The sequence below is a fragment of the Wolbachia endosymbiont of Rhagoletis cingulata genome, from assembly GCF_048537655.1.
GTDB classification, from domain to species: Bacteria; Pseudomonadota; Alphaproteobacteria; order Rickettsiales; family Anaplasmataceae; genus Wolbachia; species Wolbachia pipientis.
The window spans coordinates 1,151,493-1,172,679 of record NZ_CP175927.1; the positions used below are offsets into that span (position 1 = coordinate 1,151,493).

Annotated in this window: 19 protein-coding genes and 2 pseudogenes; 11 read left to right on the forward strand and 10 right to left on the reverse strand. The window is 36.2% G+C overall.

Annotation, left to right across the window (positions count from 1 at the left end):
- The first annotated feature begins 564 nt into the window (after nt 1–564).
- The 4 genes from ACJZL3_RS05195 (at nt 565) to ACJZL3_RS05210 (ending at nt 4,553) form a co-directional block, all read left to right on the forward strand.
- Nucleotides 565–699 (forward strand): hypothetical protein, encoded by a 135-nt coding sequence (locus tag ACJZL3_RS05195; protein WP_010962423.1) that lies wholly within the window; start codon nt 565–567, stop codon nt 697–699.
- 37 nt (nt 700–736) lie between these two features.
- Nucleotides 737–1,915: a ribonuclease D gene (locus tag ACJZL3_RS05200; RefSeq protein WP_419198594.1), complete on the forward strand. Its 1,179-nt coding sequence runs from the start codon at nt 737–739 to the stop codon at nt 1,913–1,915.
- Between the two features lie 295 nt (nt 1,916–2,210).
- Complete coding sequence (gene coaE / locus ACJZL3_RS05205; protein WP_006280338.1) at nt 2,211–2,798, forward strand: dephospho-CoA kinase; 588 nt, start codon at nt 2,211–2,213, stop codon at nt 2,796–2,798.
- A 351-nt stretch (nt 2,799–3,149) separates the two neighbouring features.
- Nucleotides 3,150–4,553 (forward strand): NAD(P)H-dependent flavin oxidoreductase, encoded by a 1,404-nt coding sequence (locus ACJZL3_RS05210; protein WP_419198593.1) that lies wholly within the window; start codon nt 3,150–3,152, stop codon nt 4,551–4,553.
- A gap of 48 nt (nt 4,554–4,601) precedes the next feature.
- Here the strand turns inward: ACJZL3_RS05210 and ACJZL3_RS05215 are convergent.
- The 4 genes and pseudogenes from ACJZL3_RS05215 to ACJZL3_RS05230 form a co-directional block, all read right to left on the reverse strand.
- A pseudogene (locus ACJZL3_RS05215) lies at nt 4,602–5,679 on the reverse strand (IS3 family transposase).
- Nucleotides 5,680–5,835: 156 nt separating this feature from the next.
- Nucleotides 5,836–7,629 carry a reverse transcriptase/maturase family protein gene (locus tag ACJZL3_RS05220; protein WP_253309139.1) on the reverse strand — a complete coding sequence of 598 codons (1,794 nt, stop codon included), beginning with the start codon at nt 7,627–7,629 and terminating at the stop codon, nt 5,836–5,838.
- Between the two features lie 553 nt (nt 7,630–8,182).
- Nucleotides 8,183–9,433, reverse strand: a complete 1,251-nt coding sequence (ltrA, locus tag ACJZL3_RS05225; protein ID WP_419198671.1) for a group II intron reverse transcriptase/maturase — start codon at nt 9,431–9,433, stop codon at nt 8,183–8,185.
- 43 nt (nt 9,434–9,476) lie between these two features.
- A complete protein-coding gene (locus ACJZL3_RS05230) occupies nt 9,477–9,599 on the reverse strand; it encodes a hypothetical protein (protein WP_419198591.1) in 123 nt (40 codons plus the stop codon).
- A 504-nt stretch (nt 9,600–10,103) separates the two neighbouring features.
- Here ACJZL3_RS05230 and ACJZL3_RS05235 point away from each other — a divergent pair.
- From ACJZL3_RS05235 to ACJZL3_RS05245, 3 genes and pseudogenes are all read left to right on the forward strand, one after another.
- On the forward strand, nt 10,104–10,427 hold the full coding sequence (locus tag ACJZL3_RS05235) for an HNH endonuclease signature motif containing protein (protein ID WP_419198701.1): 324 nt from the start codon (nt 10,104–10,106) through the stop codon (nt 10,425–10,427).
- A 95-nt stretch (nt 10,428–10,522) separates the two neighbouring features.
- Nucleotides 10,523–10,834: pseudogene (locus ACJZL3_RS05240) on the forward strand (hypothetical protein); the annotation flags it as partial.
- A gap of 7 nt (nt 10,835–10,841) precedes the next feature.
- Nucleotides 10,842–11,864: an Mrp/NBP35 family ATP-binding protein gene (locus tag ACJZL3_RS05245; protein ID WP_010082231.1), complete on the forward strand. Its 1,023-nt coding sequence runs from the start codon at nt 10,842–10,844 to the stop codon at nt 11,862–11,864.
- 74 nt (nt 11,865–11,938) lie between these two features.
- Here ACJZL3_RS05245 and ACJZL3_RS05250 read toward each other — a convergent pair whose 3' ends face one another.
- Complete coding sequence (locus ACJZL3_RS05250) at nt 11,939–12,568, reverse strand: hypothetical protein (protein ID WP_010082230.1); 630 nt, start codon at nt 12,566–12,568, stop codon at nt 11,939–11,941.
- Nucleotides 12,569–13,136: 568 nt separating this feature from the next.
- Between ACJZL3_RS05250 and ubiH the strand changes: the two genes are divergently transcribed.
- Together ubiH and ACJZL3_RS05260 are read left to right on the forward strand one after the other, a co-directional pair.
- A complete protein-coding gene (gene ubiH, locus ACJZL3_RS05255) occupies nt 13,137–14,285 on the forward strand; it encodes a 2-octaprenyl-6-methoxyphenyl hydroxylase (protein ID WP_010082229.1) in 1,149 nt (382 codons plus the stop codon).
- Between the two features lie 443 nt (nt 14,286–14,728).
- A complete protein-coding gene (locus ACJZL3_RS05260; RefSeq protein ID WP_419198702.1) occupies nt 14,729–15,691 on the forward strand; it encodes an IS481-like element ISWpi4 family transposase in 963 nt (320 codons plus the stop codon).
- Nucleotides 15,692–15,693: 2 nt separating this feature from the next.
- Here ACJZL3_RS05260 and pth read toward each other — a convergent pair whose 3' ends face one another.
- Together pth and ACJZL3_RS05270 are read right to left on the reverse strand one after the other, a co-directional pair.
- Nucleotides 15,694–16,242 (reverse strand): aminoacyl-tRNA hydrolase, encoded by a 549-nt coding sequence (pth, locus tag ACJZL3_RS05265; RefSeq protein WP_419198703.1) that lies wholly within the window; start codon nt 16,240–16,242, stop codon nt 15,694–15,696.
- Nucleotides 16,242–16,853: a 50S ribosomal protein L25/general stress protein Ctc gene (locus ACJZL3_RS05270; RefSeq protein ID WP_010962412.1), complete on the reverse strand. Its 612-nt coding sequence runs from the start codon at nt 16,851–16,853 to the stop codon at nt 16,242–16,244. The genes pth and ACJZL3_RS05270 overlap by 1 nt, the downstream gene beginning before the upstream one ends.
- Before the next feature lie 145 nt (nt 16,854–16,998).
- On the opposite strand from ACJZL3_RS05270, the gene ACJZL3_RS05275 reads away from it, so the two are divergent.
- Nucleotides 16,999–17,298, forward strand: a complete 300-nt coding sequence (locus tag ACJZL3_RS05275) for an NADH dehydrogenase ubiquinone Fe-S protein 4 (RefSeq protein WP_010962411.1) — start codon at nt 16,999–17,001, stop codon at nt 17,296–17,298.
- A 301-nt stretch (nt 17,299–17,599) separates the two neighbouring features.
- Here the strand turns inward: ACJZL3_RS05275 and ftsL are convergent, their stop codons facing one another.
- Entirely contained in the window at nt 17,600–17,911 is a 312-nt protein-coding gene (gene ftsL, locus ACJZL3_RS05280) for a cell division protein FtsL (protein WP_010962410.1), read from the reverse strand.
- The gene (rsmH, locus tag ACJZL3_RS05285; protein WP_010962409.1) at nt 17,908–18,852 is read right to left on the reverse strand and encodes a 16S rRNA (cytosine(1402)-N(4))-methyltransferase RsmH; all 945 of its coding nucleotides are present in this window, start codon (nt 18,850–18,852) and stop codon (nt 17,908–17,910) included. The genes ftsL and rsmH overlap by 4 nt, the downstream gene beginning before the upstream one ends.
- 218 nt (nt 18,853–19,070) lie before the next feature.
- Between rsmH and ACJZL3_RS05290 the strand changes: the two genes are divergently transcribed.
- Nucleotides 19,071–20,318, forward strand: coding sequence for an MFS transporter (locus ACJZL3_RS05290; protein WP_419198704.1), 1,248 nt, complete (start codon nt 19,071–19,073; stop codon nt 20,316–20,318).
- A 27-nt stretch (nt 20,319–20,345) separates the two neighbouring features.
- Here the strand turns inward: ACJZL3_RS05290 and map are convergent, their stop codons facing one another.
- Nucleotides 20,346–21,128, reverse strand: a complete 783-nt coding sequence (map, locus tag ACJZL3_RS05295; protein WP_419198705.1) for a type I methionyl aminopeptidase — start codon at nt 21,126–21,128, stop codon at nt 20,346–20,348.
- Nucleotides 21,129–21,187: the final 59 nt, after the last annotated feature.

Below are 21,187 nucleotides of genomic sequence, written 5' to 3' on the forward strand. Positions count from 1 at the left end.
GATTACTTAATGTATCGGCGTCTTATGTTCAATTTTTTGCAGTATATAGATACTGTATGTCTTTACAAAACTTCATCTACATCTAGATTTTTATCTAAATAAGCTGAACGTGCTTATAAAGCGTTACAAGACATCAAAAAATGCCAATACTCGACAGAGATAGTAAAAGACTAGCTAACTCGGGGATTCTTTGTCTTTTTTTCTGCTTAGTAAATTTCTTAAACATTTGCAGCGTAAGTTAGTTGCAATTAAAAGCAGCTTAATCTTGCTTGTCAAGCGTTTAAAACATAAAAAACGCCAATATTTTAAAGCGGATAATAACCCCAGGGCTTCTTTTGCCTTTTTTTTTATTTGGTAAATTTCTTAATATTTATAGCTAAACGACAATCGTCATCCCGCTACTTGTTAGCGGGATCTAGAGATACCGCGGCGGTATGACGTAGGACTGCTGTCATCCCAGTGCTCCTTTTTTTGTCATCCCAGTCTGGGATCTATTTTGCATGTAACTCCAATTGTGTTTTGGCATAAAACGCGACGCGTATTAGACTTATTTGCAAGCAAAGCTTGCTAGATCCAAGTAGTCAGGGCACTGGGATGACAGGAGAAGGAAGCACTGGGATTGGGATGGAAAAGGCTATTTGTGTGATGCCAATGAGTGATAGAAAGTTCTGCAAGAAGTCATTAATTGCAAAAATTTAATATAAATTATAAAATAAATCCACTGAATAAAAAATATATGCTAATTAGTACAACATCAGAACTGGAGAATACATGTGAAGAGTTAATAGCAAAAAAGCCGAAATTTATAGCAGTTGACACGGAGTTCATTAGAAATAATTTAATCTACTACCCAAAATTATCGTTAATTCAAATTTCTTACGGAGAGAAGAGTTTTATTGTAGACGCATTAGTGCCAGAAATTGATTTATCATTCATTAAGAAAATAATGCTAAATCAGGGGATAACCAAAGTGTTTCATAGCTGCCGGCAGGATATAGAATCCTTACTCACTGTGTTTAAATGTATTCCCACTCCCATTTTTGATACCCAAGTTGCTGCTATGTTTTGTCATTATTATCATGACTTTATTGGTTACTCAAAAGTAGTGGAGCAATATCAAGGAATAGCACTGGATAAAATTAAAGCTAAAAATTCAGATTGGTTAAGGCGTCCGTTGTCCGAAGATCAGTTAGATTATGCAGTAAACGACGTGGTACACCTATATGACCTATACCAAATATTGTGCAATAAACTTGAAGAAAATAATAGGATGGGTTGGTTTCAAGAAGAGATGGAATCAATAGTTGATATAAATAAGTATTTACATAGCCCAAAAGATGCATGGAAGAGGATTAAATTTAATTATGAAGTAAATCCAAGATTGATACTAACTGTTAAAGCAGTTAGTGAGTGGCAAGAAACCTTAGCACAGCGCTATAATATGAACCGTAATAAAATAATCAATAATGCTGTAATAGCTGATTTTATTGAAAAAAATGTAGAGCATGTTGATGAGATTTTAGATGATCTCAAGAGGAATACAAAAAATATAAAAGATGCGGATTTACTAGAGTTTGTGAATATTTTTAATGAAAATGAGAGAAATTGGATGCAGCAAAACAACACCTTATCGAGTAATTATGACAAATCTGTACTTGATATACTCTCAATTATTTTAGATAGTAAATGTAAAGAAAGTAACATATCAAGGAAATTAGTTTCTTCAAAAGATGAGTTAACCGGGTCAATATCTGGACAGACAGATAAATTATTCAAGGGATGGAGATATGATTTTTTTGGCAGGTCAGTTGAATCATTTTTGAACACAAGCTCAAAACTTGAGATTTCAGCAGTGAAATCCGCAAATAATATAACCAAAATTCAGAGTAATTTAGTGGAGAATAACTGTTGCTAAAGTAACTTAGATTTATCGACAATCGTCATCCCGCTACGTGTTAGTGGCTAAGAGATACCGCGGCGGTATGACGGTTAAGTAGGGTGTTATCCAAGTAGCCCTGACTACTTGGATCCAGGAAAATTGATTGTGCACTATACAACATAAAAGCTAGATTCCAGACTGGAATAACACCACCTACAAATTGCAATGTTCGTATAGTTATGTGCTTGACACTGAGATCTAGAAAATCTAGTTAATATATATAGAGAAACCTTAGCTATAGTTTCAAAAGAAGTCGAATGTATTTTGTTATATGATTATAAGTCTAACAGGCGGAATTGGGGTAGGAAAGAGCTTTGTAGCTAATTGCTTTCAAGAGTTTGGTGCTGTTGTATTTGATGCTGATTCTGTTGTACACCAACTTTATAAAGTGGATAAAAGCATAATAAGTTATGCAGAGAAAAATTTTCCTGGAGTGGTAGTAAATGGTGAAATAGATAGAACAGTACTGTCTAAATATTTCTTAGCCTACGATGAAAATTGGAAACAATTTCAATCTTTGGTTCACTCTGCTGTGCTGCGTGAATTAGAATTTTTTATTGCCAAGGAAAAAAAGATCGATAGAAAACTTTTAGTTTTAGATGTGCCACTTCTATTAGAAACAAAATTTTATTTATATTGCGACCTTATTGTTTTTGTTCATGCAGATAGCGTTGTGCAAGCTCAAAGACTTAACGAACGCAACATAGATAAAGAAAAGCTTAATCTAATCTCCGATGTTCAGTTATCTATTGAGGAGAAAAGGAAGATGAGTGACTTTATTATCGATACCAGTGTAAGCAAAGAGTATGTTTTTTCTCAAGTAAAAGATATAGTGGATTCATTAAACCTAAACACGTAGCTCTACGTCATACCGCCGCGGTATCTCTAGATCCCGCTAACAAGCAGCGGGATGACGGTTGTCAGGATCCCAGCAGCCTCCCTCCCCTGTCATCCAAGTAGCCCCCTATGGTGTCATCCAAGTAGCCCAGACTACTTGGATCCAGGAAAATTGATTGTGCACTATAGCAACATTTTTGATCAAAAACTGGATTCCAGTGTCAAGCACTGGAATGACACCCTTCCGATGGGAACTGCTCTCAAACTACAACAGCATGAGTAGCTACAGAAGCTTTAATGATACAAGAAAAAATAAACAGCTATCATTTTTTTAGTAATTAAGTAAAATAGAGTGAAAGATTGCGAGGAAGTTTTGAAAAATAAGATAAAAAAGATAGTAATTTCAGGAAAGGAAGTGTGGCCAATCATCGAAGGTGGTAAAGGCATTGCAGTTAGTGATGGGAGATCAAGCGGAGCATTTGCTGCAGCAGATGCTGTGGGTACATTTTCTGGTGCAAATGCTAAGCTTATTGATGATAATGGCGAGTTAGTGCCACTAATTTATAAAGGCAAAACAAGAAATGAAAAGCATAGTGAATTGATTGAGTATAGTATTGAAGCTGGAATTAGTCAGGCAAGAATAGCAAATGAAATATCAAAAGGTCATGGAAGAATACACATGAATGTACTTTGGGAGATGGGAGCAGCAGAACGCGTACTTCATGGCATATTAGAAGGAGCGAAAGGTTTGATTCATGGTATTACCTGCGGTGCTGGTATGCCTTATAGGCTTGGAGAAATTGCAGCTAAATATCAGGTTTATTATTACCCTATTATCTCATCGGTGCGTGCTTTTAAAGCATTATGGAAGCGTGCTTACCAAAGAATATCTTCCTATTTGCTTGGTGGAGTAGTGTATGAAGATCCATGGCTTGCTGGAGGGCACAATGGACTGAGTAACAGTGAAGACCCAGAGCTACCACAGGCTCCATTTGAAAGAGTTGCAGAGCTTAGATCTTTCATGAACGAGATCGGTCTTTCAGAAACACCAATTGTTATGGCAGGAGGAGTGTGGCATTTGAAAGATTGGGAACATTGGTTTGACAATCTGCAAATTGGACCAATAGCTTTTCAGTTTGGCACTCGTCCACTTTTGACGAAAGAAAGCCCAATTTCTGCAGAGTGGAAAAAGAAGCTACTCACTTTAGAAGAAGGTGATGTATTTTTAAATAAATTCAGTCCAACAGGGTTTTACTCATCTGCGGTGAGGAATAATTTTATACGTGAGTTACAGGAACGAAAATTACATCAAGTAAATTTTTCAGAAAATGCCAGCGAAGAATCCAATAGTGAATTTGCAATGGGTAGCAGAGGTAGGAAGATCTACCTTACTGCAAAAGACAAAGAACTGGCAAATACATGGACTAAAGCAGGGTACACAGAAGCAATGAAAACCCCAGATTCAATTGTTATTTTTGTGACGCCAGATAAATTTAAACAAATAAGAGAAGATCAAATCAATTGTATGGGATGTTTGAGCCATTGTTTGTTTAGCAATTGGAAAGATCATGGTGACCATTCAACAGGACGAAAGCCAGATCCGCGTAGTTTTTGCATACAAAAAACACTGCAAAACGTTATACACGATGGTGATATTGAGAACGAACTCATGTTTTCCGGGCACAATGTGTACAAATTTAAGCAAGATCCATTTTATGAGAATGGCTACGTACCGGCAGTAAAAGAACTGGTGGAAAGGATATTGACTGGGTATTGAGTCAGTGACCTTACCCAGAAAAAGTGGAGAGAAAGTGTGGAATGTTTTTTACAAAAAGAATGATGCATCAAATTGTTCTGGAATGCAATAGTTAATAGTGACGTTGTTTGTTATAAAAAATTTCTATGTATTCAAATATTGCAGTTCTAGTTTGTTGAGCAGAGTGTTGTGAAGTATCAATAAGTATTTCTCTTTTCAATGAGCTAAAGAAGCTTTCTGCAACAGAATTGTCGTAACAACAGCCTTTATTACTCATCTATATTCTTTACAGCTAAGAGATATTGATACCCTTGCGCAGTATATTGTGAACCTTGGTCACTGTGCAGCAGTAGATTTTTAACAGGTTTACGCCTATTAATGGCCATTAATAAAGAGTTCATAACCAATTGTTTATTTATTGCACTACTCATTAACTACCATACGTGAGAATTATTGCTGCCAAATATAGCCATCCCTCCTTGGTTTTGATGTAAGTAATCCCATACTTTATTTGGTTGATCAACAATAAAGTTTTGATCTAGTATATTGGGAGCTACAGCTCTATTATCTGTTTGTTGTTTTTTAATTTTAAACTTTCTTCTCAGTATAGCCCTGATGTCATTTTTCTGCATAATACTTTGCACCGTTTTCAAATTGCAACTTTTACCCAAAGCCTTCAATTCAGCATGAATTTTAGGAGCTCCATATCTACATTTAGAAACTTGATATATTTTTTGAATAGCTGCGAGTAGCTCTTTATTTGCTGATTCTCTACTGCTTATTTTTCTTGTGGTCCACTTATAGTAGCCACTAGCAGAAAATCCTACATAATTCCTGTACTTTATAGCAGTTACTATATAAAAAAATATTTTACTCTTTTTGACTGGCCAGGGCTTTTTTTTAAATGTCTCTTTCCCTTGTTACTCTTGCTTTGTAAATCAAACCTCTCTTTGTCATAAGGTGCTACATCTGGAAATGCATTTGCCGCCGACTTTTTTTCGTTGTGTTTCTTTATCCATTTTCCTAATAAACCACCCTTTATTCCTAAATCTCTTGCTATTTTTGTAATTGTTTGACCTGCCTTTCTTTGTTCATTTGCCAGTTTAACAGCTTCCAATTTGAATTCTGCCGTATATTCTCTTACCATTTGGAGAGTAGACCGGCGGAACTTCCCCACCAGTCTCTCGCAGAACTGTGCATGAAGTAGAGTGGGCAGCCAGCGAGTTACTTGTTAAGTACTTTTCCAACAACCCCTCTCCGAACCACGCATGATCGTTTCCGTATCACGTGGCTCTCCAATAATCTAACGTTTTAAGGAGTCACCATCATATTTTCCATATTGGATTTTCTTATGGCATTCATGACAAACAACAAGAGTCTTCCTCTGTCGTTCAATCATTCTCTTTTTCCATTTCGGTAGCTCAGTATTACGTTTACCTAGCAAATCAGCAAGTTTACGTACGTGATGTACTTCAATCTGCTCTTGTGATTTACATAATTCACAAGTTTGTGCCAATAGTCTTTGCTCTATTTCACTACGCTTATTCCATATTGGTATAAGGTTATCACTTATACTTACCCATTTATTCCATTTTAGTGACACAGCACCAAAGTGTGTAATTAATGGTATCTTTGATGGTAAACGATCTACTCTGACTTGGATGACTTTTCGTTTTTCACCTTCGTCGTTTTCAATCATTGCACCAAATTTTCTATAAATTTTCCTGCAAGTTGTTTTGTATTTAGATGCTAAAGTCTTTACTAATGATACTTCCATCACATACTTCAAATAACTTAGTGTGTGAAGGTTGTAGGCCATTTTGTAATATTGTACAATTCCTCGATATTCAGTTTGATACTGAGCAACAATACTGTAAGCTGTATCAAGTGTACGTTGAGGTAAATGTATAGGCTTTCCACAACGCATATATTCAGAACACTTTTTCTGCTTTATATGATGTGGTACACGTAACCCAATACTACCGTTAATACATCGTTGTGTCCGATGATCATGTTTATCATCTGCATGCAAGACGTGTATTTTATAACCTAAAAAATTGGCTTTGCTATCACACGCGTGTGTAATAAGCGTTTTATCTTCATTAAGCATAAGTTTGAGCTCCTCATTGAGGAATTTAGCAATCTCATTTTTAATTTGTTCAGCTTCATTTTTTGGTCCTGCAAACCCTACCAGAATATCATCAGCATACCTAACATACCAAAGACGTCGATAATTTAGATCACAAGAATCCTTAGATGGCATACCCTGCACTAATTGACGCAGTTGTTTTGCTTGATCCCAGTTCCCTTGTTTTCTCATCATCGATACTTGCATGGTTAACCTTAAATATTTTGGATTTGTCTTTCTTCGCTTACCTCGGTTATTTGCTGGTATTAGTATATGTTCCACATGTTTATCTAACCGATCGAGTAATATGTTACTCAAAATTGGACCAATAATAGAACCTTGTGGTACCCCACTATGACTCTTATTGTACTTCCAATTTTCCATATATCCTGCTTTTAGCAGTCGATTGATTAGCTGAATAAAACGGTTATCTTGGAAGCTTTCACTCAGTATTTTCAACAACATAGTATGATCAATTGAGTCATAACATGCACTGAGATCTCCCTCTATAAACCATTTTGTACCTCTGCCTTTTTGCATTACTGCTCTTAATGCAGTGTGGCATCCACGCTTTGGTCGAAATCCATGTGAACATTCACTAAATTTAGGCTCATAGTAGGCTTCCAATATTAATCGGATTACTTCTTGAAGTAACTTATTTGACCATGTTGGCAATCCTAACGGCCTGCGTTTACCACTCTTCTTTAAAATATAGATACGTTTTACTGGTGTCCACCGATATCGCTCATAGCGTAAATCCTCTATGATTTTATCGATTTTCTCCAAAGACATACCATCAACTGTTTCAGTTGTCACACCTTCTGTCATAGCACCTTTATTACGACAAAGTTTGCCATACGCTCGAAGGTAAAGATCACGCTGATAAAGTAGGCGATATACGTTTTTAACCGGCAAATTTCTTTGTCCACGTTCACGTATAATGTTAAGTATTGTTTCAGCTTTCCGCATCTTGCGTACCTCCCAATTTCAACATTCAATTATCTGTCACCCTTTGCCCTGTATGTGGCTTTCCCACGCTCCCCGGTGATTCGTTACTTTCACGACTACTACGATGACTCCGTAACCATAGAACTCGCGTTCCTTAGGTCATCCCATGTTCCGTCACTAAGAACTGTTCTAGATCAACTTAGGTTTTCCATTCATCCTCTTAAATAAGTTCACTACTTATCGTTCTACAGCCAGAATGTCACACAAACGAAAGTTTAATCTGTGCTTACCGTAGACATGGGGTTTTAAATGCGATACCCATGGATGTGAAGTCCCACCCCTGAAGATTAGAATTCAAGCAGTTTAGCTTTAACCATATTGATCAGGTGTTGCAAGCCGTTATCTTACACATCTTCAGATAACTCTCGCTTTACATACATGCTCTTGTCCTCCTTCCCTTTCGGGTTAAAGTTAGTTGTTCACCTCGAGGCCATTTATTCTGAACCCCGCTTAGCTCTGCTAAGTATTTCTTAATGCGTACCACGGCGCACCCTCGCGACTCACACAGCTCCCATTATTCAGTCTTTTGACCTAAAGCTAGTGTCCAGTGGTAAAAAGTATTTGTCCCTTCTTTCCTCATTTTTCCTAGAAGTTGCCTCGCTAGTCTTCCATGATTTCGAAGCTTCTTATACTTTCTTCTGACCCACTTTTCTAGGTGCTGCTCTATGTTTCTCAGAGGTTTATATATCTCTTTCCTGTAAAACCTGCCATAGTACTGATACCAGCCTCTGACTATTGGATTTACTGTCTTTGATATTTCCTCTAATGTTTTGTGTGTATTTCGTAGTATTTTCCAGGACCTTATGGTTGTAGTAATATTTTTCTTGGCCTTGTTGCTAATTGCGGGAAGAAATGAAACAAAATGCTTTCCTATTTTATTTCTTGCTAACCTGGGTCTAAATGTGTAACCCAGAAAATCAAAACTTTGTTTAGGAAATTCATTTTTCCTATTGTCATCCTTGCAGTACACAATTTGTGTCTTTGCAGGATGTAATTTTAGCTTATACTCAGCCAGTCTTTCTTCAATTGCTACCCTCATAAATTCCGCCTGTCTACTACTCTTGCAGTGCACTATCGCATCATCTACATACCTCTCAAATGGTATTGTTGGGCACTTTCGTCTCATCCACTCATCAAATACATGATGCATAAATATGTTTGAGATCAGCGGGCTTATTGAACCTCCTTGCGGAACTCCTTTATCCCTAACTACCTTACTTCCATCTGCTTGCTGAATTGGCGCTTTCATCCATCTTTCAACATACAGTATGACCCATTTGCAGTCTGTGTGCCTTTTGATAGCTCGCAATGCCAACTCGTGGTCCAAATTGTCGAAAAATCCTGCTATATCAAGATCTATCGTCCAATCGTACCACCAGCATCTTTTCCTCGCAGTTCCTACCGCATCCAGTGCAGATTTGTTTGGTCTATAACCATATGAATCTTCATGAAACTTCGGGTCTACTAACGGTTCTAGATACATTGTAGCTGCTGTCTGCGCTATCCTGTCCGATACTGAAGGGACACATAAAATTCTTTGTCCCCCTTCTGTACCTTTTGGTATTGCTACAGCTTCTACAGGCTCTGGAAAATAACTTCCAGATGACATTCGATTCCATAGCTTGTACAGATTATCTTTTAGATTTTCTTCAAACTTTGTTATCGTAACCTCATCTACACCAGCAGCACCCTTATTTTTCGATACTTGTTTATAAGCTCTCCAAATAACTTGCTTCGGTATATCAAAAGACTTTGTTTTACTCATTAACTCCTCCCTTTCGGTTGATAAATAATTAAAACTGAATAACTCAGCCCCTTCGCTCCATTTCCATTACAGAAATTTCTTCACTACTACGAGCTGATCCGCCCCTGTTCTTCGCATCGGTACTCTCATCCTTGAAGTTTAGCTTCTTGGATTTCTCCCTTATCATCGAAATGACAGGTTCCCGCAGTTCTACACAATAGCCCAAAATGGATCCGCGCCACCTATATGCCGGACGCCATCTATCCAGTAAACAAGTTTCCGATAGATTTATCCCAGGTTAGGCTAGAACACCTGGTTTTGACATCTTCTATGAAGTTTCGACACTTCATCAGTGGTTCATTTGCATTCGCCTCTCCATTTTACACATGACGCATAATTGCGCCTTTTCCATAACGCTCACTACCATGGCTCTTTACCAAAGCAGCTTATGGCTGTTTGAAGCCTGCTCTTGTAAACCGGCTCCGAGGGACCTACCCTCATCTATTGTGCAGCTTCAACTGATCGCTTCTACGGCACACCTAATCCTCCAAAATTTTATTTTACCCAAAAAAACTCTTTTCTTTCTCTCCACTTTTTCTGGGTAAGGTCAGTCTTTAGGCACCCAAACAAAGGGAAATGCTGGATAAAAAGAAAATACTTTAAAAAGTATAATAACGATAACTGGCGTTTTATGACAAGTAACAAGATACATTTTATTATACACAGCGATCATGTTATTAAACGACATATCAAAGTGCAAAAAACCAGATCTCCATATGATGGTGATTGGGTTTATTGGGGTAAACGTCTGAGAAAAATACCAGATAAGCCATTAAGAGTAATAAAACTATTGAAGTTACAACAAAGTAAATGTGATAATTGTAGACTATGGTTTAAAAGTGATGATACAATAGAAATACATCACAAAGACCGGAATAGACGAAACAACATGATCAAAAACTTATCTTTGTTACATGGACATTGTCACGATGAATTACACAGGATGTGTGCATGAAAAGCTCCAAATTGGAGAGAAGCCGTATGAGGCGCAAAGTCTCACGTACGGTTTTGAAGTCGAGTGAGGAGGGGCGACCTTCTTCACTTAGACAACAATATGCAGATGAAACTACGGAAGAAGACTTAAGGAAAATAGCAGAAAAAGCACCAATAATAAAGTTAGCCTACGATGAATTAGACAGGTTTAGCTGGAATGAAAAAGATTTAGTAGCATATGAAGAAAGAATAATGGATCTGCGGAAAGAAGAAGGCATCCTCGCTAAAAAACTTGATGAGGGAAAGATTGAAGGAAAGATTGAAGTAGCAAAAAACCTACTTAAGGCTGACATCTCTATTGATATTATCTCTCAGACAACCGGCCTTCCTCAAGCTGAGATTAAACGACTTCAGGAAGAAATCACCTAAAAGGCTAATGATCAACGAAAAAATTGTAAGAGAGAACTTAAAAAAAGTCATAGAGCAAAAAAGCGGTAAAGATGTGATCGCTCTTGGCATAATATCCTCAATTATTATTAAAGGTCAAGATGTTGGTTTTGTGCTTGAAGTTGCCGGTAACACGCAAGCAAATGAAGAATTAAGAAGAAATTGTGAGCAAGCTGTTAAAGCTATACCGGGGGTGACAAAAGTGACCGTGGTTGCTACTTGTCAAAAACAAACTGGGCAACAAAAAGCTAAATTACATATCGAAGGAGTGAAAAATATAATCGTTGTGGCCTCTGGTAAAGGCGGTGTGGGCAAGTCCACAGTTGCGCTAAATCTTGCTCTCTCATTAGCAAAGTTAAAACACAAAGTTGCGCTGGTTGATGCAGATATATATGGTCCTTCAATTCCTAAAATGCTTGGCGCTGAAAAATTAAAGCCAGAAATACAGGATAGTAAAGCAATGCCTATAGAAAAGTATGGACTGCATACTATTTCAATTGGCTATTTTATCGATAAAGATCGTGCAGCAATATGGCGCGGACCTATGATTACAAAAGCACTTTATAATCTGCTAATGGGAACAAAATGGTCCGATATAGAGTATTTGATAGTTGATACACCACCTGGAACTGGCGATGTGCATTTAAGTCTTATGGAAAATTTTAACTTAACTGGGGCGATAATAGTTTCAACTCCACAGGAGCTCTCTTTAATCGATGCTCGCAAAATTTATGATATGTTTACAAAGCTCAGCGTACCGGTTATTGGCATTGTAGAAAATATGAGTTATTTCATTCAAAGCGGCTCAAAAATATACATATTTGGAAAAGACGGTGCAAAAAAAATGTCTGAGGAGCTGGGCATCAAACTTCTAGGCAGAGTTCCTCTAGATCCACAAATATGCCATGCTTCTGATTGCGGAAATCCTTTAATGTTAAGTGAGGATTTGGCAAAAATTTATAAAGATATTGCTTTGGAAACAGTAAAACATTGCATAGCTGTAAAATTCTAAAAAAAACACAGCTTTACGCAAAGAGACTTTAAGAATTCGTCTGTCCTCTTTACTATAAAATAGATATTCGTCTATCAAATATTATCTTCAACTTGAATATATTTAAAGATGTTTTGTGTATCATCTAAAAAGTTATTCTTTATATTAGTTAATTCCGATTGTTTTTGGGATAGATTATCCTTTATTGTTCTATCAAAACAATCAAGATCTCTGCACTTTAATTGAGAATCCATGTCTCCATTTTCATACAAACCTCGTATAATGTCATAATATGCTCGAGTTTCATCAGTTTCTGGTTGTTGCTTTTCTCTGAATATTGCCTTTAATTTCGAATCTATGTCTAATTCTCTTTTTATAGCTTCAACAGCATTTTCATGATACTTTTCATAATCTTCAAAACTCTTTAATATTTTGTCTTTTGCTTTATCTTGTAGCATTTTTAGCAAATCTTTAGCATGAGATTTTTCAATTTTTTGCTTCCAGTCATCATACGTATATTCTGAGTTACCATGTTTTGTATCTTGACACTCGCCTCCTACATTAAATATTTCTTCGTTGCAGATTTTATCACCCTGGTAAAAGTGATCGCTTATATTGATTTTATCATTAGTTAAAGTTTGTTTGATTGCTGCTTTGTTTTCTCCAAGTTCTTCTCTGTACTTACTAATGCAATTTAACATTTTTGCTTTGCAATCTGTAGTCATAAACTAATACCTTTAATAAAATAAGATCTATCTTAGCATGAAGTAATTAACATTTTATTACAGAAGTTTACTTTTAGGTGTTCTCAAGATGATATAGCTAAAGTGGCTTAGGTTTACCGACAATTTGAAAAACCGTCATTCCGCTACTAGTTAGCGGAATCTATACCGCGCACAACTGTACGAACGTTGTAGTTTGGGCCACCAGTGGGCAGTGCCCAGACACTGGGATCCAGGAATTTTATTAAGTTGGTAAGCATAAAAGTAGCTGTTTTATGTTAAAATACAACATTTTGATGATTATGAAAAAGCTGGATCCCAGTGTCAAGCACTGGGATGACATCATAGAGGCACTGGAATAACATCATCCTTTTTTCTGAATTCCAGTGTCAGCTACTTTCATGACATCGTTTACTATGTGCCACATTGCAATGTTCGTACAGCTATGGAATGAATCGCGGTATGACGTAGGGAAACCTTTCTTGGGTTAGCTATAGGTCTTTGTCTATAAAGTTTGTTTAAACTATTTTCAAAACAGATAAAATATAATTTTACAATTAGCGTAAATAAAATGAATTATGATGTAATCATTTCAGGTGGTGGGTTACTTGGTCTTATTACTGCCATTGGCCTCAGTTGTGACTCTGTGTCTGTAGCTGTGATTGAAAAAAATAGTCTACCACGTGTAGTAGATGATAATCGAGCATTTGCTATTTCTCAAGGCTCGAAAAAAATATTGGAAAAGTTAGGGATTTGGCAGTTTGTGGAAAGTGAAGCTGAGCCAATACTTGATATATGCATATTAGATGCGGTTACTGTGCATTACAATCATAAAATGGTTAGCGAAGAGCCAATGGGTTATGTTATCAACAATGCTACTATATGGAATGCAATCAACAATAATTTTCTAAATAAACTGAATATATACTCTCCACATTCCTATAAAACAATTGCTTGTGATTCAGGATATGTGGAAGTGATTCTTGATAATAACCAGGAATTAATATCATCGCTACTTATCTGTGCTGAAGGCAAAAACTCTAAATTACCAGAGTTATTTTCTATACCGACAGTGAAATTTGACTATAAACAAAGTAGCATAGTATTTAATGTAAAGCATGAACTGCATCACCAAAACTTAGCTGTGGAGCGTTTTTTCCCTGGCGGTCCATTTGCAATTCTACCGATGAAGGGTGGCTATACTTCTTCGATAGTTTGGACAGAAAAATCTGAAATTTCAAAAATGCTAATGGATCTGTCTGAAGAAGAATTTATTATAGAGCTTAAAAAAAGATTTGGTTCTTATTTAGGAGAGATAAAATTAGAGGGTGAAAGAAAACTTTATCCTTTAAGTTTTGTTTTCGCAAAAAAGTTATATAAGGGTAGAGTTTTGCTTATCGGCGATGCAGCACATTCAATTCATCCAGTTGCAGGTCAAGGGCTTAATCTTGGAATTAGAGATGTAGAAAGTATTATAAAGCACGTAGTTGCCGCAAAAGCATCTGGTATTGATGTTGGCAGTAGTTATTTATTAAAGAAAATTTCACGTAACAGATACTTTGATAATTTTACAATGGCGCTTGCAACTGATGGATTAAATAGGATGTTTTCCAACAGAATATTCTGCGCTAAAGCACTAAGAAATCTTGGCTTGATTGCAGTTGAAAATTCAAATTTCCTCAAAAAACGCTTCATTCGGCATGCTATGGGATTTATATAAATCACTATTTTATAGCTAATGCAAGTCAGGTTTCCCACGGCATACCGCCGCGGTATCTTGGCCGCTAACACGTAGCGGGATGACGAATGTATCTGTTCAGCAGTTGTGTTAAAAGTCAATAGAAAAATTGATGTAGCTGTGGATAAGTACTTTTATCTGTATAAACGTGCTTATCCACAGCTATACTGGCTCTTAGATAGAAACAGACAGAGAGTTATATTCCTCAGTAAAAACCCTGTCATCTCTGACTAAAGAGTTAGCAAGAATAAGCAATTTCCTCATGGCAGCAGTGGAAGCAATTTTATATGGCTTTTTATATTGACTATATAATCTAGTAAAGAAAGGTTTGATATAGGAATTAGGGGGGGAGGGGGGGGATGTATGGTCCCAGAGTGTGATGGTATGATAAAATATGAGAAAACAATACCATCAAAGGAGGAATTATGGGACAAATATTACATGGGTGCGCCAAAACAACAGAGACAATTCGTAGAGCAATACAAAATAGTAAAGAGAGCATAGCAAAACTCTCCAGGTACTATAACCTTAATCCAAAAACTATCATTAAATGGAGAAAACGGTCTTTTGCCAAAGACGCTGATATGGGTCCGAAGCATGCAAGATCAACTGTTTTAACTTTAGAAGAGGAGGCTGTAATTGTTGCATTTCGTAAGCATACTCTATTGCCATTAGATGATTGTCTCTACGCTTTGCAAACCTCAATCCCACACTTGACTCGCTCTAGTCTACATCGTTGCTTACAGAGGCACAGCATTAGCAGACTACCAGATGTTGATGGCGAAGTTAAACCAAAAAAGAAATTCAAACAATATCCTATAGGCTATTTCCATATTGATATTGCAGAAGTCAGAACAGAAGAAGGAAAGTTATATTTGTTTGTTGCAATAGATAGAACATCCAAATTTACGTATGTTGAGTTGCATAAAAGTGCTACAAAACTTATAGCTGCTGAGTTTCTACGTAATTTGATTAAAATTTTACCATATAAAATCCACACTATTTTGACAGATAACAGTGTACAATTTACCAACCAAAAACGCCATAAATACGCTTTTCAACATATATTTGATAGAGCTTGTGAAGAAAATGACATTGAACACCGTCTAACAAAAGTTAGCCATCCTTGGACAAATGGGCAAGTTGAGCGTATGAACAAAACTTTAAAGAATGCCACTGTTAAGAAGTATTACTATCAGTCTCGCCAGCAACTCAAAGAGCATCTTTATGACTTTGTTATGGCCTACAATTATGCTAAAAGACTCAAAACTCTTAAGGGTCTTACACCTTTTGAGTTTATATCTTTACAGTGGACAAAATCTCCTGAATTGTTCATACTAAATCCACACCATCACACTCTGGGACCATACACTTCCTGTGTTTCGTAATATTATACAATCAAATTGATAAAAGCTGTATTATCTCCTTGCAGCATTAAGTGTATATTTTTTGCTATTTTTTCCACTAAGGGAGTAACATTATCAAAATTTGAAAATTTTGATAACACATAATCTGCTAAGCTTCTTTGATCTTCAGGTCTACCCACTCCAAATCTCAAGCGCCAATAATCGTTGCCAATAAAACTATCTATGGATTTAAGTCCATTATGTCCAGCAGAACTACCACCTTTCTTTACTTTTATTCTTCCAAGTTCCAAATTAGCGTCATCGTGTATGACAACGATATTATCTAGCGATAATTTGTAAAAGTTTCGTATTTTTGCAACAGGGATGCCTGAATTATTCATAAATGAATAAGGCTTTATTAACATAATTTTATTATCATTAATTATGCCAGAGGTTATCAGATAATCGGCTTTTTTAGAGAACGAATGGAAATTCCAATATTTGCAAATTGTATCAACTACGATGAAGCCGATATTATGATGAGTTAACTCATATTGACTACCAGGGTTACCAAGCCCAACTATCAGGTGCACTATTCCTCTGTTTCTGCTTGAGGTTCTTCAACGTCACTATCGGCAGCAGAAATTGTAACAATGGTAAAATTTTCTTCTTCATGAGCTACAAACTTAACACCTTCTGGTAATTTTACATCATTGATATGTATAGATTGGCCAATCATTTTACCGGATAAATCAACTTCAATAACCTGAGGTATTTTATCAGGAGAGCATTTAACAGCAATAGAACGACACAAAACATTAAGCACTCCACCTAATTTGATTCCTGGAGCTTTACTTTCATTCACAAATGATAGAGGTATGTCTATTTTAATTTCACTGCCTTTATCAACAAACTGAAAATCAACATGTTGCACAGTATCCTTTACTACATGCAATTGGATATCGCGAACAAGAGCATATTCCTTTTTGCCCGAAATATTCAGCTCTATCAAATGTGCAGAAAGAGAGCCTGACTTATATTGCTTTGTGAATTCCTTTGCAGACAATGTCAAATTTACATTATCATGGCCCTTTCCATATATGATTCCAGGGATGTTTCCTTTCTTCCTTAGAGAATGCATCGCTTTTGTTTTTGTTATATCACGTAACTCTGCATTAATTGTTACTATTTCCTGTTGCGTCATCGGTTACTCCTATTCAGCTAATCCTTTTAATATAATTTAACAATAATATAACATAAAAATATTTATTTCAAACTTCATTCTTTCATACTAATTGTTTGTGAAAGGATTTATTTAGATATATATTTAAGCTTATTTAACAAGAACTATGGGCATTGACGATAAAGTAGTTTTTAGGATTTATAAACCAACAAGAACTGCAACACAATCTGGTTTAGGTAATACAAATTTCTGGCACCTAAAAATTGAATCTGGCTCTTACTACATTGAACCTTTGATGGGGTGGGTTGGCTCAAAAGATCCAAAAAAACAGATTGTATTAAAGTTTGATTCTCTTGAAAAAGCAGTATTCTACGCAAAAAAACGCAACGTTAAATACATAATTGAAATGCCAAAAAATGTTAAGAGGCTGCCAAAATCTTACGCAAGCAATTTCATACTAAAGTAAGTTGCACAACAAATGGTGTTATGCAAGTAGCTGACACTGCTCTCCTTTGTCATCCCAGTGCCCAGACACTGGGATCCAGGAATTTTATTAAGTTGGTAAGCATAAAAATAGCTGTTTTACGTTAAAATACAATGTTTTTGATGATTATGGAAAGGCTGGATCCCAGTGTCAAGCACTGGGATGACACCATTTGTTGTAAACTCACTTTTACTCTATGGTTATACTACCTTGCCGCTATCCTGAACGGATACAAAGTAAGTTTTATTGTGATGTGCTCATCTGTAAAAAATAAGACTTAATCTCACTGTTGATCATGGATTTTAAGTTGTGCTAGCACACTGCGGCCATTTAGAGAGTCAAGATTTTTAACCTGGCTAGCCAGTATTAAAGAGTTATTTTTCAGGTATTTCTTTACAAGGCTTGCAAGTCTTTTTGGATTATTCAAATAGCTCCATTCTGCTTGTAAAACTTTCATATCACTTTGTACTAAATTAATTTCACTTTTTATTTTTATTAGCTCTCTATTTAACGACTGAACATGTAATTTTACCTTAAATAGTCCTACAATGCTAAGAAAAAACATAACTATTGAGATGATGCAGAAAGTTCTCACGACAACCTCTGTATAGCTCTTAGTTTTGCTGAGCGTGAACGCGGATTTGCACTTACTTCTTCTATACTTGCTTCGATCACTTTTTTATTTAGCAGAGAGAATGTCTTGCAATCAGTAGCACATAAATCTTTAAAAAAAGTTTTGACTATACGATCTTCTAAGGAATGAAAGGTGACGACAATTAATTTGCCATTCTCACTTAAAATCTCAGATGCAGCTTTAATACCCTTTTCAAGTTCTTCCAGCTCATCGTTTACCCATATTCTGATTGCCTGAAATGTTCTGGTTGCAGGATCAATTTTGCTTTTTCCACGAAATACCACGGAACGTACAATATCCGCAAGCTCAAATGTAGTTTTGATAGTTTTCTTCTTCCGTGCATTTATTATTGCTCTTGCAATTTTGCGAGAATGACGTTCGCCTCCGTAGTTATATATAGTATTTGCGATTTCTTCTTCGCGTAAAGCGTTAACAAACGTTGAAGCGTTTATATAAGAAGAGTTATCCATGCTCATATCGAGTGGACCATCATGTAAAAATGAGAACCCTCTATCTCCGTTATCAAGCTGCATAGATGAAACCCCGATGTCAAAGACCACTCCATCCACTCCGTTTGATGTCATTCCAGCGCGTGACCAGTTATTTTTTCCAGTATCAAGTACTGGGATGACAGGAGATGGCTCAACGCTGCTTAGTATACTTTTAATATTACTAAACTTCTCAATGAATAGTTTTATTCTATCGGGATATCTAACGCTTAAATCATCATAAAACTTAGTTACCGTTTCATCTCTATCAATTGCATATACCTTGCAATCAGCTGACTCCAATATTGCTTTGCTATACCCTCCAGCTCCAAATGTGGCGTCCACGTATATGCCACCATCCTGCGGTGATAGTAGTGATAGCATCTCTTTTAACAAAACTGGAGTGTGTGTCATATCAAAAAATTTAAGTACAGTTGGTGTAGATATCCTACTCTACTCTACTCTTCACATCAATTTTATTTATGTACATAGATTTTCTTGCCAAAATATGGTATCTTATCGGAATATATGAGCAATAATATTAAAATCAAGGTTTAATATTGTTAATATAATATTCATATAACGTTCACATTTTTTTTTATATATAAGATCAAACAGGCTATAGGGAAATTATGCAGCAAATAACAAAAGTAATATTTTCAAGTTTGATTTGTAACACTTTATTGTGGTATGACCACATGCTTTTTGGCCACTTAATAAACATAATAGGTGGTGTGTTTTTTCCATCGGATGATCAACTAACCAGCGTATTGAAGGCTTTTGGAGTGTTTGCAGTGGGTTTCTTAATGAGACCAGTCGGTGCTGCTATATTTGGTCACATTGGTGATAAACATGGCAGAAGAGTTGCCTTATTGCTCTCGATTATATTAATGACTTTATCAACCGTATTAATTGCTTTTGTTCCAGGTTATCAAAGCATTGGAATACTAGCATCAATTCTGGTAGTTTGTTTAAGGCTATTGCAGGGTATATCCCTTGGAGGAGAAGCAGGAAATGCACCATTTTTAATAGAACATGCTCCTAAAAACAAAAAAGGATTTTTTGGCAGCATTGAAGTATTAAGCGCAACTTTTGGTTCAGTATTAAGCCTGATAGCGGTACTCATATGCAAAAAAGTATCTGATTTTGAATCTTGGGGGTGGAGATTACCTTTCATTTTCAGTTTAGCAATGGGATTAATTAGCATATATGTGAGATATATACTTGATGAAAGCCCAGAGTATAAAAGACAAAAAAATCCGTCTAAATTGCCACTAAAAGAGTTATTAAACAATTACAAAAAGCCTGTTCTAATATCAATAGGTATTGACTTGGTTGAAAATGCGTCTCTCTATATATATTTGGTATTTTTCAATGTGCTTACGAATAAAATATTAACAGTAAATACTCATTTTAATCATATAGTGGAAATACTGAGTCAAATTGCGCTCGGAGGATTGACAATATTGTTTGCAATACTTTCTGATAAGGTAGGAAGAGAAAAAGTTATGAAATTTGCATTTATAGCTTTTGTAATAGTGAGTTATCCAGTTTTTTCAATGTTATGTAGTGGCAATTACTTGCTGGCACACATTCTTTTTATAATTCCAATAGCTGCATCGCTTGGTCCTGTCAGTGCACTTATGTGCGAATTATTTCCAACAAAGGTTCGGTACAGTGGATTTGGTTTATCAAGAAATATAGCTGCTGGATTTTTTGGCGGCCTTGCACCATTTATATGCACAACAATTATCAAGGTTACAGGACAAGAGACTTCAGCTAGTTTTTACATGATTTTCTGTGCATTAATTGGGCTAGTTGCTATATCGCAAATTAAGGGTGAGCTTTCTTCAAAATTACCCAAAGTAAACCAAGTATAGTTGCAGTATAGCAGAATTTAAAAAAATCTAATTATAAGGTGGGAAATGCCAATTCTTAGGTGATAATGTGAATATTTCAGCACCATCTTTTGTTACTCCAAGTGTATGCTCAAATTGAGCAGAAAGTGAAAGATCGCGTGTTGTTACTGTCCAGTCATCGAGTTTACTGAGCAGAGTCTCATGTTTTCCAGCATTAATCATTGGCTCTATTGTAAAAAACATACCTTCCTTTAAGACAAGATCTTCATCTTGATCATAGAAATGCACTACATTTGGTGGAGCATGAAAGACTTTTCCTATACCATGTCCGCAGTAGCTGCGTACGATAGAATATCCAAAATCTCTAATATATTTCTCTATAGCAAGCCCTATTTCATTTAACTTATTGCCGGGCTTAACTTGTTTGATTGCTTCCATCAACGCATTATAAGTAGCGCCACATAAACGTTTTGCTTTTATTGATGGCTTGCCAACCCAAAACATGCGACTTGTATCACCATGCCAGCCATTTAAAATCACCGTAACGTCAATATTCAAAATATCCCCATCTTTAAGCGGTGTATCATCAGGAACACCATGGCACACAACGGCATTTTTTGAGGTGCAGATTGATTTTGGATACCCCCTATAATTTAGTGGTGCTGGAATTGCACCTGCATTAATTATAAAGTCATGGCATAGATCATTTAATTCATTAGTTGTCACCCCTACCTTTACGTACGGTGCAATGAAATCAAGAGTTTCAGCAGCAAGCCTGCCAGCCTTGCGCATAAATTCAAAATCTTCTTGTGAGTGTATAGTTATGTTCATATTTTCCATGTCTTATTGTAATTGGTACGCTTACTCGCAAGTACATAAACATAATAATT

Coding starts and splice junctions, on each gene's coding strand:
- ACJZL3_RS05200 (WP_419198594.1), top strand. CDS start 737: ATGCTAATTAGTACAACATCAGAACTGGAGAATACATGTGAAGAGTTA.
- coaE (WP_006280338.1), top strand. CDS start 2,211: ATGATTATAAGTCTAACAGGCGGAATTGGGGTAGGAAAGAGCTTTGTA.
- ACJZL3_RS05220 (WP_253309139.1), bottom strand. CDS start 7,629: ATGCGGAAAGCTGAAACAATACTTAACATTATACGTGAACGTGGACAA.
- ltrA (WP_419198671.1), bottom strand. CDS start 9,433: ATGAGTAAAACAAAGTCTTTTGATATACCGAAGCAAGTTATTTGGAGA.
- ACJZL3_RS05230 (WP_419198591.1), bottom strand. CDS start 9,599: ATGATAAGGGAGAAATCCAAGAAGCTAAACTTCAAGGATGAGAGTACC.
- ACJZL3_RS05235 (WP_419198701.1), top strand. CDS start 10,104: ATGACAAGTAACAAGATACATTTTATTATACACAGCGATCATGTTATT.
- ACJZL3_RS05245 (WP_010082231.1), top strand. CDS start 10,842: ATGATCAACGAAAAAATTGTAAGAGAGAACTTAAAAAAAGTCATAGAG.
- ACJZL3_RS05250 (WP_010082230.1), bottom strand. CDS start 12,568: ATGACTACAGATTGCAAAGCAAAAATGTTAAATTGCATTAGTAAGTAC.
- ubiH (WP_010082229.1), top strand. CDS start 13,137: ATGAATTATGATGTAATCATTTCAGGTGGTGGGTTACTTGGTCTTATT.
- ACJZL3_RS05260 (WP_419198702.1), top strand. CDS start 14,729: ATGGGACAAATATTACATGGGTGCGCCAAAACAACAGAGACAATTCGT.
- ACJZL3_RS05270 (WP_010962412.1), bottom strand. CDS start 16,853: ATGACGCAACAGGAAATAGTAACAATTAATGCAGAGTTACGTGATATA.
- ACJZL3_RS05275 (WP_010962411.1), top strand. CDS start 16,999: ATGGGCATTGACGATAAAGTAGTTTTTAGGATTTATAAACCAACAAGA.
- rsmH (WP_010962409.1), bottom strand. CDS start 18,852: ATGACACACACTCCAGTTTTGTTAAAAGAGATGCTATCACTACTATCA.
- ACJZL3_RS05290 (WP_419198704.1), top strand. CDS start 19,071: ATGCAGCAAATAACAAAAGTAATATTTTCAAGTTTGATTTGTAACACT.
- map (WP_419198705.1), bottom strand. CDS start 21,128: ATGAACATAACTATACACTCACAAGAAGATTTTGAATTTATGCGCAAG.